Here is a 15620-nt window from a genome sequence, read left to right as displayed (position 1 = left end):
GAGGTGCAAATAGTATAAAATCAATTATATGTCATCAAACAAGAAATACTGGAAAAGTGTCGATGAGCTAAACGGAAGTCCGTTAGTTGAAACACTAAGACAGAATGAGTTTGTAGAAGAAATTCCGACGGATGAGTTTTTAGGTGATAAAGAAACCTTAGAAACGTCTCAAACAACACGTCGTGACTTCTTAAAGTACGTAGGTTTCACTACAGCAGCAGCATCACTTGCGGCTTGTGAAGGTCCTGTTAAGAAATCCATTCCTTATGTAGTGCAGCCAGAACAGATTGTTCCTGGAGTTGCAGATTATTATGCATCTACAATCGCAGATGGATTTGATTTTGCAAGTGTGCTTGTAAAAACTCGTGAAGGAAGACCTATAAAGATTGAAAATAATAAACTAGCAAAAGCTGGGTACGGAGCAAATGCTCGTGTGCACGCTTCTGTGTTGTCTATGTATGATCAAAATCGTGCACAAGGGCCAACTGCTTCTGGTGAGGCAGTTTCTTGGAGTGATATTGATACAGGCGTGATGGCGCAGCTAAATAGTGGGAAGCAAGTAGTGTTATTAACACAAACATTTGCAAGTCCTTCTACTGATAAGCTTATTGCTGAGTTTGTAGAAAAATATCCAAATGTTTCTCATGTTGCATATGATGCAGTAGGAGAGCAATTTGCACTAGATGCTTTCGAAGTAAAGTATGGTGTGCGTGCCCTTGCAGATTATGACTTCTCAAAAGCAGAAGTGATAGTGTCTGTAGGAGCAGATTTCTTAGGAGATTGGAATGGTGGAGGCTATGATGCCGGATATGCAAAAGGACGTATTCCTACAGAAGGTAAGATGTCTCGTCATTTCCAGTTTGAGGCAAATATGTCACTGTCGGGAGCTAATGCAGATGTGCGTGTTCCTGTAACACCTTCTCAGCAGAAAGCAATATTAAGCGCGTTGGCTGGAGGTTCAATGTCTGGAGTTCCTGAGCATGCAAAGAAAGCTGTTAGTGCCGCGATAAGTGAACTAAGAGCTGCAGGTAGTAAGGGTATTGTTGTAACAGGATTACAAGATGTGCCTTCTCAAACTAAAGCGTTAGAAGTAAATGCAAACAGTGAGGTGATAGATGTTGCTGCTCCAAGAATGACGCGTTCTGGAGATATCCGCAAGGTAAATCAGCTTATTAAAGATATGAATGCTGGAAGTGTAGGAATGTTAGTGATGGCTGGAGTAAATCCTTCATACACACTTCCTAATGCAGCGGCATTTAATACAGGACTTGCTAAAGTAGCAGTGTCTGTAGCGTGTTCTATGCGTGCAGATGAAACAGCTTCTGTAGCAACACATATTGCGCCAGTTCCTCATTATCTTGAGGCATGGGGTGATGTTCAAATCAAGCAAGGAGAGGTAAGTATTACACAACCTACAATTCGTCCTTTATTCGATACAAGACAATTCCAAGACAGTTTATTAAAGTGGATGGAGAGTGATCAGTCTTATTATGATTACATGAAGTCTACAATGACCAATGCAGGTATCTCTTTTAATAAAGCGGTACATGATGGGGTTGTGATGACAGACGCTTTCGCGAAAGCGGTTTCAACAAATACAGATACTTCCATAACGGAAGATGCAGGTGCTTCAACAACGTTCCAAGGTGGAGGTTTTGAATTGACCTTATATACAAAAACATCAATGGGAGATGGTAATCAAGCAAACAATCCTTGGTTGCAAGAGATGCCAGATCCTATTACAAGAGCTACCTGGGATAACTACATTACTATGTCTGAAGCTGATGCTAAAGATAAAGGACTATGGTTAGATCGTAGCACATTCTTTACAGAAGCACGCCATGATGCTAATGGAGGTTTAAATGGAACCCTTGCAAAAATAACTGTAAATGGAGTTTCTTTAATTGCTCCTGTAATGGTGCAGCCTGGTCAAGCAAAAGGATCTATTGGTCTTGCTGTTGGTTATGGTAGAACAACGTCTATTCAAGAAGAAATGCAAACAGGTGTAAATGCATATCCATTAATGCTTAATGGTAGTATGACACAAGGAGGTGTTTCTATTGATAAAGTAGATGGAATGCATGAGTTTGCTGTAATACAATTACACAATACCTTAATGGGGCGTGGTGATATTGTAAAAGAAACAAGACTTGAGATCTTTAATACTAAAGATAAAAGTTTTTGGAATGCAGTTCCTACAGTATCTAAAGATCATCAAGAGTATGAAGTAACTTCTCCAGAAGTAGATCTTTGGGATGAGTTTGATCGTTCTATAGGACATCATTTTAATCTAGGAATAGATTTAAATGCATGTACTGGATGTGGAGCTTGTGTCATCGCTTGTCATGCTGAAAATAATGTTCCTGTAGTAGGAAAATCTGAAGTACGTCGTAGCCGTGATATGCATTGGTTACGTATAGATAGATATTACTCTTCTAATAATACGTTTGCAGGTGATGATCAGCAGAAAGATGATATGGATGGTCTATGGGGTGAAAATGGATCTTTAGGCGGATTTGGAGAAATGGAAGATCCGGCTGCAAATCCACAAGTAGCATTCCAGCCAGTAATGTGTCAGCACTGTAATCATGCTCCTTGTGAGACTGTATGTCCAGTAGCTGCAACATCACACGGTCGTCAAGGTCAAAACCATATGGCGTATAACCGTTGTGTAGGTACACGTTATTGTGCAAACAACTGTCCTTATAAAGTACGTCGTTTCAACTGGTTCTTATATAATGGTAATGATGAGTTTGATTATTATATGAATAATGACCTTGGGCGTATGGTAATTAATCCTGATGTGACAGTACGTTCTCGTGGGGTTATGGAGAAATGTTCTATGTGTATGCAAATGACACAAAAAACAATTCTAGATGCTAAGCGTGATGGTCGTGAGATCAAAGATGGAGAGTTTGCAACAGCATGTTCAAATGCATGTACAAGTGGAGCATTAACCTTTGGAGATGTAAATGATAAGTCTAGTGAGGTGTATCACCAATCACAAGATGATAGAATGTATCACTTACTTGAAAGCGTAGGAACAAAACCAAATGTATTCTACCAAACGAAAGTGAGAAATACAAAAGAAGCATAAAAATAACTAATCAAAAGAACTAATTATATAGGATTATGGCGCATTACGAAGCACCTATACGAAGACCACTAGTTACCGGCGATAAAACATATCACGATGTAACTTTAGACGTTGCAGCTCCTGTAGAAGGGCGTGCAAATAAATCTTGGTGGATAGTATTTACTATTGCTTTAGCTGCATTTCTGTGGGGAATAGGCTGTATTATTTATACCATATCAAACGGTATAGGTAGTTGGGGTCTTAATAAAACTGTAGGATGGGCTTGGGATATTACCAACTTTGTATGGTGGGTAGGTATCGGTCACGCAGGAACACTGATTTCGGCGGTATTATTACTTTTCCGTCAGAAGTGGCGTATGGCGATTAACCGTTCTGCAGAGGCGATGACTATCTTCTCAGTAGTTCAGGCAGGATTATTCCCAATCATTCACATGGGACGTCCTTGGTTAGCATACTGGGTATTACCTATTCCAAATCAATTTGGTTCTTTATGGGTAAACTTTAATTCACCACTTCTTTGGGATGTATTTGCAATATCAACATATCTATCGGTTTCATTAGTATTCTGGTGGACAGGGTTACTTCCTGATTTTGCAATGATACGTGATCGTGCAGTAAAGCCTTTTCAAAAGAAAATATATAGTTTATTATCATTTGGATGGTCTGGACGTGCTAAAGATTGGCAACGTTTTGAGGAAGTATCTCTAGTACTTGCAGGTCTTGCAACACCACTGGTACTTTCTGTACACACTATTGTATCTTTTGACTTCGCAACCTCAGTAATTCCTGGATGGCATACCACAATATTCCCTCCTTACTTTGTTGCAGGAGCGGTATTCTCAGGATTTGCAATGGTAAATACATTACTTATTGTAATGCGTAAAGTGTCTAATTTAGAAAACTATATTACATTACAGCATATTGAGTTGATGAACATCGTCATTATGATTACGGGTTCTATCGTAGGGGTAGCTTATATTACGGAGCTATTTATGTCATGGTATTCTGGAGTAGAGTATGAGCAATATGCATTCTTAAATCGTGCTACAGGACCTTATGCTTGGGCATACTGGAGTATGATGATCTGTAATGTATTCTCACCACAATTTATGTGGTTCCCTAAATTGAGAAGAAGTATTATGTTCTCATTTGTAATTTCAATTGTAGTAAATATAGGGATGTGGTTTGAGCGTTTTGTGATTATTGTAACATCACTTCACCGTGATTACCTTCCATCTTCTTGGACAATGTTCTCACCTACATTTGTAGATATAGGAATCTTTATAGGAACTATTGGATTCTTCTTTGTACTCTTCTTGTTGTATGCACGTACATTCCCTGTAATTGCACAAGCAGAAGTAAAAACAATTATGAAGTCTTCTGGTGAGCGTTATAAGAATTTAAGAGAATCTGGACAATCATTATTAGGTACGGGTGCTGATCCACGTACTTCAGGCGGTCCTGTAAAAATAAATCTAGGAGATCACGAAACAATAGTAGCAACACAAAAACTGGATGATGGACAACCATTAGTTGAGCCTCCTTCAGGTAGTGTTGAAGATCTTGTTGGTTCACTTGGAATCTTTGATGCAAGTACACAACAAGCAGATGATCTTAAGAAGATAAATGGTATTGGTCCAAAAATGGAAGAAAAGCTTAATGAGCTTGGTATCTTCACATTTGCTCAAGTAGCAAAAATGACTCAAAGAGAGTACGACCTTTTAGATAGTATTACAGGTTCATTCCCAGGAAGAGCAGAACGCGATGATTGGGCAGGACAGGCAGCAAAACTTAATAACAACTAGTATGAGTACGGGATCACACGTTATACACGCACTTTATACAGATGACGACGTTTTAATGAACGCCGTTAAGGAAGCAAAGAAGAAGCACTTACATATAAATGAGGTGTACACTCCGTTTCCTGTGCACGGACTTGATAAAGCAATGGGATTAGCTCCTACAAAATTAGCCATTACTGCATTTATGTATGGATGTGTTGGACTTACAGTTGCTATTACAATGATGAACTTCATTATGATTGAAGATTGGCCTCAGAATATTGGAGGTAAGCCTAGCTTTAGTTATATAGAAAATATGCCAGCATTTGTTCCTATTATGTTTGAACTTACAGTGTTTTTTGCGGCCCATTTAATGGTTATTACTTTTTATATGCGTAGTAGACTTTGGCCGTTTAAGAAAGCAGAAAACCCAGATGTACGTACAACAGATGATCATTTCTTAATGGAAATTGATGCATCAGGACACGATGCTCAAGAACTAGCAGATTTTCTAGTAGGAACTGGAGCAACAGAAATTAATTTAGTAGCAAACGAAGAATAAGGATACGCAATGAAGAATATATTCAAAATAGCTATCGTACTTATTGCCATTATAAGTTTAGGTTCTTGTCAGGAAGATAATAAGCCTAACTATCAGTATATGCCTAATATGTATGAATCAGCGGGGTATGAAACCTATGGTGATTACGAAGTATTTGAAACTGTAACAGGTGGATCATCTGCTATGAAACCAGCAGAAGGCTCAATTGCTAGGGGATGGATGCCTTACGAGATAGAAAACACCAATGAAGGGAAAGAGTTTGCAAAAGCAAATCTTAAAAATAAACTCCCTTTTACAGAAGAAACTGAAGCAAAAGGACAAGAGCTTTATGATATTTATTGTGGTATTTGCCATGGTAAAAAAGGAGATGGTAATGGGACACTTGTAGAGCGTGAAAAGATACTAGGTGTACCAGCATATAATGATGAAGGTAGAGCAATTACTGAAGGAAGTGTTTATCACGTGATGTATTATGGAATTAATACGATGGGATCTTACGCTTCTCAAATGACTGAAGAAGAGATGTGGATGGTAGATCATTATGTAATGTCTCTAAAAGATAAATTAGATAAGAAAGAACCTCGTGCATACGATGTAGTAGAAGAAGAAATTCATGTAGAAGAAACTCATGACAATGAAGGAAGTCATGATACTGATGAACATACTACTATTAAAGAAGATCACGGTACAGAGCACTAAACACACTAACTGAAAAAGCGATAACAGAAAGATATGTATACATTATCTAAAAACTTAAAACTTACAGCATTTATTTTTATGGCTGTTGGTGCGATATTGTTTGCAGTAGATTATTATAATTTACCTAGCACTACAGAAGAAGTAGCCGCTATGGAAGCTGCACATGGTGATGGTCACGGAGGAGGTCACGAAACAGAAGCAACACATGACAATGGTCATGGGGAGGCTGCTGCTCATGGAGAAACATCTTCTCACAGTGAGGGAGGTCACGAAATGACTCCAGAAGAACATAATGAGCACGTATTAGGACAGTATCAAAATAAGCCTTGGTCTGCTATATATATTGCAGCATTCTTCTTCTTTATGATAGCATTAGCTTGTCTTGCTTTTTATGCAATACAATATGCATCACAAGCAGGTTGGTCACCATTAGTACTTCGAGTAATGGAAGGGATTACTGCTTACTTATTACCAGGTAGTATTATCATGTTTATATTACTATGCTTATCAAGTTCTCATGTAAATCATATGTTTCATTGGATGGCTGAAGGTATAACAGATCCAGATAATGCTCATTATGATAAATTAATAGATGGTAAATCAGGATACTTAAATATTCCTTTTTTCTTAGGAAGAGCCGCATTCTTTATTATAGGTTGGAACCTTTATAGATATTTTGCTTTAAAGTTTAGTAAGAATCAAGATGAAGCAACTGATAACAGATGGCACAAAAAATCTTTTAAGGCTGCAGCAATGTTTCTTGTATTCTTTATATACACAGAATCAATCATGTCTTGGGATTGGATTATGTCATTAGATCCACACTGGTTTAGTACCTTATTTGGATGGTATGTATTTGCGGGAATGATGGTATGCGCTATTACAACAATAGCATTAGTAACGATCGTATTGAAATCTCAAGGATATTTAAAACAAGTAAATGATAGTCATATTCATGATTTAGCAAAGTTTATGTTCGCTTTTAGTATTTTCTGGACATACCTTTGGTTCTCTCAGTTTATGCTTATCTGGTATTCGAATATTCCAGAAGAGGTAACCTACTTTATTACAAGAATAGAAGATTACAACCTTCCTTTCTTTGCAATGTTAGGTATGAATTTCGTTTTCCCATTATTATTATTAATGAATAGTGATTTCAAACGAGTAAATTGGTTTGTGGTGATGGCAGGTATTGTAATTTTACTGGGACACTATGTAGATTTATTTAATATGGTTATGCCAGCAACTGTAGGGAAGTCTTGGTCGTTTGGTTTTGTTGAAATAGGATCATTATTATTCTTCCTTGGATTGTTCATTTTTGTGGTATTTAGATCACTTTCAAAACGTCCATTAGAGCCTAAGCGTAACCCGCTTATTGAAGAAAGTAAACATTTTCACTATTAGAATATAGATAAAAGAAGTTAGAAAGCAATGACAGGTTTATTAGCACTCATCGTAGTAATTCTATTTGTAGTTACAATTTGGCAAATGTCAAAAATCTTTAAGTTGTCTCAACTTAAAGGGAATAGTGAGAACGGACAAATAGCAAATGATAAGGACAACCGTGTTAACGGGAAGTTGATGATTATGTTCCTTATCTTCATGTATTTTATAACAATATATTGTTTCTGGAATTATAGTAAGTTTTACTTGCCAGAAGCATCTTCAGAGCATGGTTCTAGTTATGATACATTAATGTTTATATCACTTGCACTTATTATGGTAGTGCAAGTAATCACACAAGCATTACTTCATTACTTTGCATACAAGTATCAAGGTAAAAAAGGGAATCGCGCATTATTTTATGCAGATAATGATAAGTTAGAATTTATATGGACAATTATTCCAGTTGTTGTTCTTGCAGGTCTTATCATTTATGGACTATTTACATGGTCTGATATCATGAACTTTGAAGAAGAAGAAGATGCTATTGTAGTAGAACTATATGCAAAGCGTTTTGCATGGGAAGCTCGTTATGCTGGAGAAGATAATATTTTAGGAAATGCAAATGTGCGTTTTATAGAAGGAGCAAATACAGTAGGAGTAGATATGAGTGACCAAGATGCAATGGATGATGTGATTACATCAGAATTACATTTGCCTGTTGGACGTCAAGTAATCTTTAAATTAAGATCACAAGATGTATTACACTCTGCATACATGCCTCACTTCCGTGCACAAATGAACGTAGTTCCAGGTATGATTACACAATTCTCATTTACACCTTCAAAAACAACTGCTGAAATTCGTGAGACACAGTACATGAAAGATAAGATGCAGGTGATTAAAGAAATTAGAAGAGAGAAGAACAAAAAGTCTCTTGCCGATGGAAATGGTGAAATCGATGAGTATAACGAATTTGACTATTATTTGCTATGTAATAAAATTTGTGGTGCATCACACTACAATATGCAAATGAAGATTGTTGTTGAAACGCAAGAAGAGTATGATGCTTGGATGGCGCAACAAAAAACATTTGGAAAGAGTATAGCCGCTAATAACGAATAAGAAAAAGAAAACTAACTTAAGTATAAAGTATTAAGATTATGTCAGCACACGCAGCAGGATTAGATCACGCACACGACGATCACGGACATCATCATCATAAAGAAACATTTGTAACAAAGTATATCTTTAGTACAGATCATAAAATGATTTCAAAGCAGTATTTAATAACTGGTTTGATCATGGGTATTATTGGTATCGCAATGTCGTTACTTTTCCGTTTACAATTGGCTTGGCCTGATCATAAATTTACTATTTATGAAGTATTGTTAGGTGATTGGGGTAAAGATGGAGTAATGGATCCTAACGTATATCTTGCGCTTATTACAATACATGGTACGATCATGGTATTCTTTGTATTAACAGCAGGTCTTAGTGGAACATTTAGTAACCTATTAATTCCATTACAGATTGGAGCTAGAGATATGGCGTCAGGATTCTTAAACATGATATCTTACTGGTTGTTTTTCCTTTCTTCAATCATCATGGTACTTTCTCTTTTTGTAGAGTCAGGACCAGCAGCAGCAGGGTGGACAATCTATCCTCCTTTAAGTGCACTTCCTAATAGTATTTCTTCATCAGGAATGGGGATGACCTTATGGCTAGTGTCTATGGCAATATTTATTGCATCATCACTTTTAGGTTCTCTTAACTACATTGTAACCGTATTAAACTTACGTACAAAAGGAATGACAATGACACGTCTTCCGCTTACAATATGGGCGTTTTTTGTAACTGCAATTATTGGAGTAGTATCATTCCCAGTTTTATTATCTGCAGCATTAATGCTTATTATGGATAGGAGTTTTGGAACATCCTTCTTCCTTTCAGATATTTATATAGGTGGAGAAGTATTACATAACTCAGGAGGTTCGCCAGTATTATTTGAACACCTATTTTGGTTCTTAGGACATCCAGAAGTATATATTGTATTATTACCAGCCTTAGGAATAACATCAGAGATTATAGCTACAAACTCTCGTAAGCCAATTTTTGGATATCGAGCCATGGTTGCCTCTATTCTTGCAATTGCATTTTTATCTACAATTGTTTGGGGTCACCACATGTTTATCTCAGGAATGAATCCTTTCTTAGGGTCAGTATTTACATTTACAACATTATTAATTGCGATTCCTTCTGCTGTAAAAGCGTTTAACTATATCACCACACTTTGGAAAGGAAATCTGCAATTTAACCCTGCAATGTTATTCTCTATTGGATTAGTATCTACATTTATCTCTGGAGGTTTAACAGGAATTATATTAGGTGATAGTACATTAGATATTAATGTGCATGATACTTATTTTGTAGTAGCTCACTTCCACTTAGTAATGGGTATATCTGCATTGTATGGATTATTTGCAGGAGTATATCATTGGTTCCCTAAAATGTTTGAAGGGAAAATGATGAATAAGAATTTAGGATATGTACATTTTTGGGTAACCGTTATAGGAGCTTATGGAATTTTCTTCCCAATGCACTTTATTGGTATGGCAGGTCTTCCAAGACGTTACTATACAAATACTGCTTTCCCTTATTTTGACGATCTTTCTGATGTAAACGTTGCTATTACCATATTTGCATTAATTACTGGAGCAGCGCAATTAGTATTCTTATACAACTTTATTCACTCTATGTTCTATGGTAAGAAAGGGCCGAAAAACCCTTGGAAATCTAATACATTAGAGTGGACTGCAGAAGTAAAGCATATTCACGGAAACTGGGATGGACCTATCCCTGAAGTACACAGATGGGCTTATGATTATAGTAAATTAAATAAGGACGAATCTGACTATGTAATACCAGGTCAAGATTTTGCACCACAGCATATACCATTGCAAGACAATGAAGAAGAAATGAATCACTAATACAAGTGATATAAATATTCCAAAAACCCATTCTCATCAGAATGGGTTTTTTGTTTTAACCCGCATTATGTGATAGAACTTCGTTATGAAGGTTGAAACAGCAATAAAATATAACGTAATGCTATATTTTGCAGTAGTTACAAGACGGAATAGATTCTCTATTACATAATGTGGATTTAAGAAAGCTAGTTATAAAGTTTGTGAGATACTTTTTACGCTTTCGCGAAAGCGTACTAAGACAATCCTTATATTTGTGTAATACGTATTATTCAATCATACTATGAATGAACATTTAGATCCAACAAGTAATAAATATTCTCATGAAGAGATGGATGTAGAACGTGCATTACGCCCGTTATCCTTTGAAGATTTTACAGGTCAGGATCAAGTGTTAGAAAACCTTCAAGTCTTTGTACAAGCCGCTAATCTAAGAGGAGAGGCATTAGATCATACTCTTTTTCATGGACCTCCAGGTCTTGGGAAAACTACACTGGCAAATATTCTTGCAAATGAACTAGATGTAAATATTAAAATCACATCAGGTCCCGTATTAGATAAACCAGGAGATTTGGCAGGATTACTTACAAATCTTGAAGAAAGAGATGTACTATTTATAGACGAAATACACCGTTTAAGTCCAATTGTAGAAGAGTATTTATACTCGGCGATGGAAGATTATCGTATTGATATTATGATTGAAACAGGGCCAAACGCACGTACCGTACAGATTGATTTAAGTCCGTTTACACTTGTAGGCGCAACAACGCGATCTGGACTGCTTACGGCACCTATGAGAGCTCGTTTTGGGATTTCTTCTAGATTACAATATTATAGTACAGAACTTCTTACCTCTATTGTACAGCGTAGTGCTCATATTTTAGGTGTTCCTATCTCTATGGAAGCGGCTATAGAAATAGCAGGAAGAAGTAGAGGAACCCCTCGTATAGCAAATTCATTATTACGTCGTGTACGTGATTTTGCTCAAATAAAAGGCGACGGAACTATTGATATAGGGATTGCCAGATTTAGTTTAAAAGCGCTCAATGTAGATGCACACGGACTAGATGAAATGGATAATAAAATACTAGCTACCATTATAGATAAATTTAAAGGCGGTCCTGTAGGAATTACCACACTAGCTACTGCCGTATCAGAAAGTGCAGAAACCATAGAAGAAGTATATGAACCTTTTTTAATACAACAAGGGTTTATTATGCGTACGCCTAGAGGAAGAGAAGTGACCGAAGAAGCCTATCGTCATTTAGGAAGAACTAAAGGGCCTGTACAAGGAGGACTATTTTAAGCCAGTATACTTAATATAAAAAAATGCTAGATGCATAATTATATAACCATCGTATTTTGAAAGAAAAAAAAATTCCTACTGTTTCTTTTTTCAGCTTTCTTAAAAACGCAAGTAAGATTGTTAAGAACCCATTGCCATTTCATCATAAAAATTTTGAAGGAAAAGGAGATACATTTCGCTTAAAACTTGGACTAGGTAACTCGGTTATATTTTCTAGAAACCCTGAATTTGCATTATATACCTTGCAAAAGAATCAACGTAATTACACAAAATCTAAAATTCAGACAAAAGACCTTTCTAAGTACGTTGGGAAGGGATTGCTTACTTCAGAAGGAGAACTCTGGAAAAAACAACGTAGGCTTATACAGCCAGCATTCCATAAAAAACAATTAGAACAGTTATTGGAAACTGTTTTGGAAGCTATACGTATAGAGGTGCGTACTATCCAACCGAATAAAGAGATAGATATCTTCCCAATATTAAATGATCTTGCTTTTCAAACCGTAGCAAAAGCGTTATTTAAAACTCAGATTGATCCTGCGGTTATTAAAAGACTACAGCACATTACTGAAGCAGCACAGCAAATGCTTGTTAAGGAATTAAGACAACCGTTTAAAGCGTTGTATTTTAAATATGGAGGGCCAATTAAAAAACACGTTGATCTCACTATAGAAGCTCGAGGAATTCTAAAAAGACTTGTGAATGAACGTAGGGAAAGTGGAGAGCGACAAAACGATTTGTTAGATATGTTGCTGGATGCCCGTTATGAAGATGGTACAGGAATGGAAGAATCACAATTAATAGATGAAATATTAATTCTATTTGTGGCAGGCCATGAAACTACGTCAAATGCGCTTACATTTACCCTGGAACTTCTTGCAAAGCACCCTGATGTTCAAGAAAAGATTTATGAAGAGTACGCTTTCGCGAAAGCAAACACAGATTCTTTATTACCCTACATAAAACATTGCGAGTATACGAAGCAAGTGATAGAAGAATCCATGCGATTGTATCCGCCTGCTTATTTTGTAGATCGTGTTAATTATGAAGAAGATGAATTTGATGGTATACAGATAGCGAAAGAATCAAATCTATTATTCTCCATTATAGAAATACATAAACATAAAGATTTTTGGGAAGATCCAGAGGTTTTCAATCCAGACCGTTTTGCAAATAATGCAGGAATGAAACACAAAGCATATTTCCCTTTTGGAGCAGGTCCTAGAATGTGTATTGGAAATAATTTTGCTATGTATGAAATGGTACTCGCAATTACGGAAATTATACAACAGTATAAAATAAAGAAAAAAGAGACTCCTATAGAAATCAAACCTTTGATTACCTTAAAGCCTGAAAATGCGATTTTAGAATTTATACCTCGTTAACTAAGTGATAGAAAATCGAGCAAAATATACCGCGCTCATCAAAGCCGAAGCAAAACGTTTGGGTTTTATGTCTTGTGGTATTTCTAAAGCTGGATTTTTAGAAGAAGAAGCACCTAGACTTGAACAATGGCTAGCTAACAATATGCATGGGGAGATGCAGTATATGGAAAACCATTTTGATAAGCGTCTAGATCCAACAAAACTAGTAGAAGGATCCAAAAGTGTGATTTCATTATTGTTGAATTACTATCCTAGTGAGATTCAAAAAGCAGACTCCTATAAGATTTCAAAATATGCATATGGTACCGATTACCATTTTGTAATCAAGGATAAGCTCAAAGAATTATTACATTATATCCAAGCAGAAATAGGCGAAGTAGGCGGACGTGCATTTGTAGATAGTGCTCCAGTGCTTGATAAAGCATGGGCTGTAAAAAGTGGCCTCGGATGGATGGGAAAACATAGTAATGTCCTTTCCAAAAAAACAGGTTCTTTTTATTTTATTGCCGAATTGATTATTGATCTTGATCTGGAATATGACACCCCTGTGACTGATCATTGCGGGAATTGTACAGCATGTATTGATGCATGCCCCACTCAAGCAATTGTAGAGCCTTATAAGGTAGATGGGAGTAAATGTATCAGTTATTTTACCATAGAGTTAAAAGAAGCAATCCCTACTTCTGTAAAAGGAAGCTTTGATGATTGGATGTTTGGTTGTGATGTATGTCAAGACGTATGCCCATGGAATCGATTTAGCACATCCCATAAAGAGCCTCTGTTCAATCCTCATCCTAAACTATTAGAGTATACCAAAAAAGACTGGGAAGAAATCACACAAGAAGTCTTTTCGGAAGTATTTAAAAAATCGGCAGTAAAGCGAACAAAGTATACAGGATTACTTCGTAACATTCAGTTTCTAAAAGAATAACACCATTTTTTACGAGATTTTAAAGGAGAATTTACGAAATCGTTTTCGTTGAGTATTTACTATAAAACCTATATAGTTTCAGAAAAAATCCAGATATTACTACTACAAAAATGCATTTATGATATATAAATAGCATTTTTTCCTTTCTTAAAAATGAGCAGTATGTTTAAAAACATTAAAAAGCCTAAACTTTCTTTTTGGCAAATATGGAATATGAATGTTGGATTTCTTGGAATTCAATTTAGTTTTGGTTTGCAACAAAGTGCGGTTAATCCTATTTTCTTATACCTTGGAGCTACAGAAGATCTTCTTCCTATATTGAATATTGCAGGACCAGTTACGGGACTCATTGTACAGCCTATTATTGGTGCAATAAGTGATAAGACGTGGTCTCCAAAATTTGGACGTAGAAAACCTTTTTTCTTGATAGGGGCAATCATTGGGAGCTTATGTTTATTTGCTTTTCCTTTTAGCCCAGTATTGTGGGTGGCTGTTTTAATGTTATGGATTTTAGATATCGGAAACAATATGGCAATGGAGCCATATAGGGCTCTTATAGGAGATAAATTACAAAAAAAACAATTGAGCTTTGGGTATCAGATGCAAAGTCTATTTGTAGGTGCGGGCACACTAATTGCTATGATATCAATTATATATTTTCAAGATATTTTTGGTTTAGTGGAAGAAGAGGCTGGTACTATTCCTAAGTGGCTCTATTATGCCTTTTTCGTAGGAGCTATCTTATCTATTACGACAGTTCTGTGGTCTATTAGCAAAACAAAAGAAATACCGCCTACTGAAGAGGAAATGGAAGAGATTAATCAATTTAGAAAATTATCATTAAAGGATAAATTTAAGCAGCCCTTTGTGGAAATTGCGCAGACTGTAAAAACAATGCCTAAGTTCATGTGGAAAATTGCTGGTGTGTATTTGTTTCAATGGTACGCTTTGTTTGTATACTGGCAATATATAGTGCCGCTGCTAAAAAATACATTAAACTTTAGTATTGGAGAGGCTACTTCTCAAGCTGCTAAGATGAGTTTAACGTACAATTCGGTGACGATGATAGTAGCTCTTGCTTTAGTTCCTTTAACACTAAAGTTTGGTGGGAGAAAAATATATGCAGCTAGCTTAGTTGGTACGGCAGTAGCACTTTTTATAATTCCTTTTGTAAATGATCCTATATTATTACTAGTTCCTATGACTCTATTTGGAATAGGTTGGGCAGCAATGATGGGAATCCCTTATACCATGGTGTCTAAAATTGTTCCTCAAAACAAACGAGGAATCTATATGGGAATACTTAATATGATGATCGTTATTCCAATGGGTATAGAAACAGTAACTTTTGGACCTATTTATAAATATTTATTAGGAGGTAATGCAATTAATGCTATTCTTTTTGGGGGTGTATTCTTTGCAATAGCAGCTTTTTTGGCATTGAGATTAAAACCATCAGTATCTGAGTCAGTGACTGAATTATAAATTA

Annotated in this window: 11 protein-coding genes; all 11 read left to right on the top strand. The window is 36.2% G+C overall.

Going from position 1 to position 15620, the window contains the following annotated elements; genetic code table 11:
- The first annotated feature begins 28 nt into the window (after positions 1-28).
- The 11 genes from CHB80_RS01250 to CHB80_RS01200 all read left to right on the top strand — a co-directional run bounded on the left by CHB80_RS01250 (position 29) and on the right by CHB80_RS01200 (position 15616).
- Positions 29-3097, top strand: a complete 3069-nt coding sequence (locus tag CHB80_RS01250; protein WP_089369624.1) for a TAT-variant-translocated molybdopterin oxidoreductase — start codon at positions 29-31, stop codon at positions 3095-3097.
- Positions 3098-3129: 32 nt separating this feature from the next.
- Positions 3130-4902 (top strand): NrfD/PsrC family molybdoenzyme membrane anchor subunit, encoded by a 1773-nt coding sequence (gene nrfD, locus CHB80_RS01245; protein WP_089369623.1) that lies wholly within the window; start codon positions 3130-3132, stop codon positions 4900-4902.
- 1 nt (position 4903) lies between these two features.
- Positions 4904-5440, top strand: coding sequence for a DUF3341 domain-containing protein (locus CHB80_RS01240; RefSeq protein WP_089369622.1), 537 nt, complete (start codon positions 4904-4906; stop codon positions 5438-5440).
- A 9-nt stretch (positions 5441-5449) separates the two neighbouring features.
- Entirely contained in the window at positions 5450-6139 is a 690-nt protein-coding gene (locus tag CHB80_RS01235; protein WP_089369621.1) for a c-type cytochrome, read from the top strand.
- Positions 6140-6172: 33 nt separating this feature from the next.
- Positions 6173-7543, top strand: a complete 1371-nt coding sequence (locus tag CHB80_RS01230; protein ID WP_089369620.1) for a quinol:cytochrome C oxidoreductase — start codon at positions 6173-6175, stop codon at positions 7541-7543.
- A 27-nt stretch (positions 7544-7570) separates the two neighbouring features.
- Entirely contained in the window at positions 7571-8647 is a 1077-nt protein-coding gene (locus CHB80_RS01225) for a cytochrome c oxidase subunit II (RefSeq protein WP_089369619.1), read from the top strand.
- Between the two features lie 38 nt (positions 8648-8685).
- A complete protein-coding gene (locus tag CHB80_RS01220; RefSeq protein ID WP_089369618.1) occupies positions 8686-10512 on the top strand; it encodes a cytochrome c oxidase subunit I in 1827 nt (608 codons plus the stop codon).
- A 280-nt stretch (positions 10513-10792) separates the two neighbouring features.
- Positions 10793-11815 (top strand): Holliday junction branch migration DNA helicase RuvB, encoded by a 1023-nt coding sequence (gene ruvB, locus CHB80_RS01215; RefSeq protein WP_089369617.1) that lies wholly within the window; start codon positions 10793-10795, stop codon positions 11813-11815.
- A gap of 56 nt (positions 11816-11871) precedes the next feature.
- Positions 11872-13200, top strand: a complete 1329-nt coding sequence (locus CHB80_RS01210) for a cytochrome P450 (RefSeq protein ID WP_089369616.1) — start codon at positions 11872-11874, stop codon at positions 13198-13200.
- Between the two features lie 4 nt (positions 13201-13204).
- Entirely contained in the window at positions 13205-14131 is a 927-nt protein-coding gene (queG, locus tag CHB80_RS01205; RefSeq protein ID WP_371874977.1) for a tRNA epoxyqueuosine(34) reductase QueG, read from the top strand.
- 153 nt (positions 14132-14284) lie between these two features.
- Entirely contained in the window at positions 14285-15616 is a 1332-nt protein-coding gene (locus CHB80_RS01200) for an MFS transporter (protein ID WP_089369615.1), read from the top strand.
- The last annotated feature ends 4 nt before the right edge of the window (positions 15617-15620 follow it).

Origin of the sequence: Dokdonia pacifica (assembly GCF_900188275.1) — a bacterium.
Lineage (GTDB): Bacteria > Bacteroidota > Bacteroidia > Flavobacteriales > Flavobacteriaceae > Dokdonia > Dokdonia pacifica.
The sequence above is the reverse complement of the archived record's forward strand: the minus strand, read 5'-3'. Positions and strand labels throughout refer to the sequence as shown.

Bases quoted from the DNA above. Each gene is read 5' to 3' on its own strand.
- ruvB (WP_089369617.1), top strand. From the start codon at position 10,793: ATGAATGAACATTTAGATCCAACAAGTAATAAATATTCTCATGAAGAG.
- CHB80_RS01220 (WP_089369618.1), top strand. From the start codon at position 8,686: ATGTCAGCACACGCAGCAGGATTAGATCACGCACACGACGATCACGGA.
- CHB80_RS01200 (WP_089369615.1), top strand. From the start codon at position 14,285: ATGAGCAGTATGTTTAAAAACATTAAAAAGCCTAAACTTTCTTTTTGG.
- CHB80_RS01240 (WP_089369622.1), top strand. From the start codon at position 4,904: ATGAGTACGGGATCACACGTTATACACGCACTTTATACAGATGACGAC.
- CHB80_RS01230 (WP_089369620.1), top strand. From the start codon at position 6,173: ATGTATACATTATCTAAAAACTTAAAACTTACAGCATTTATTTTTATG.
- CHB80_RS01225 (WP_089369619.1), top strand. From the start codon at position 7,571: ATGACAGGTTTATTAGCACTCATCGTAGTAATTCTATTTGTAGTTACA.
- CHB80_RS01250 (WP_089369624.1), top strand. From the start codon at position 29: ATGTCATCAAACAAGAAATACTGGAAAAGTGTCGATGAGCTAAACGGA.
- CHB80_RS01235 (WP_089369621.1), top strand. From the start codon at position 5,450: ATGAAGAATATATTCAAAATAGCTATCGTACTTATTGCCATTATAAGT.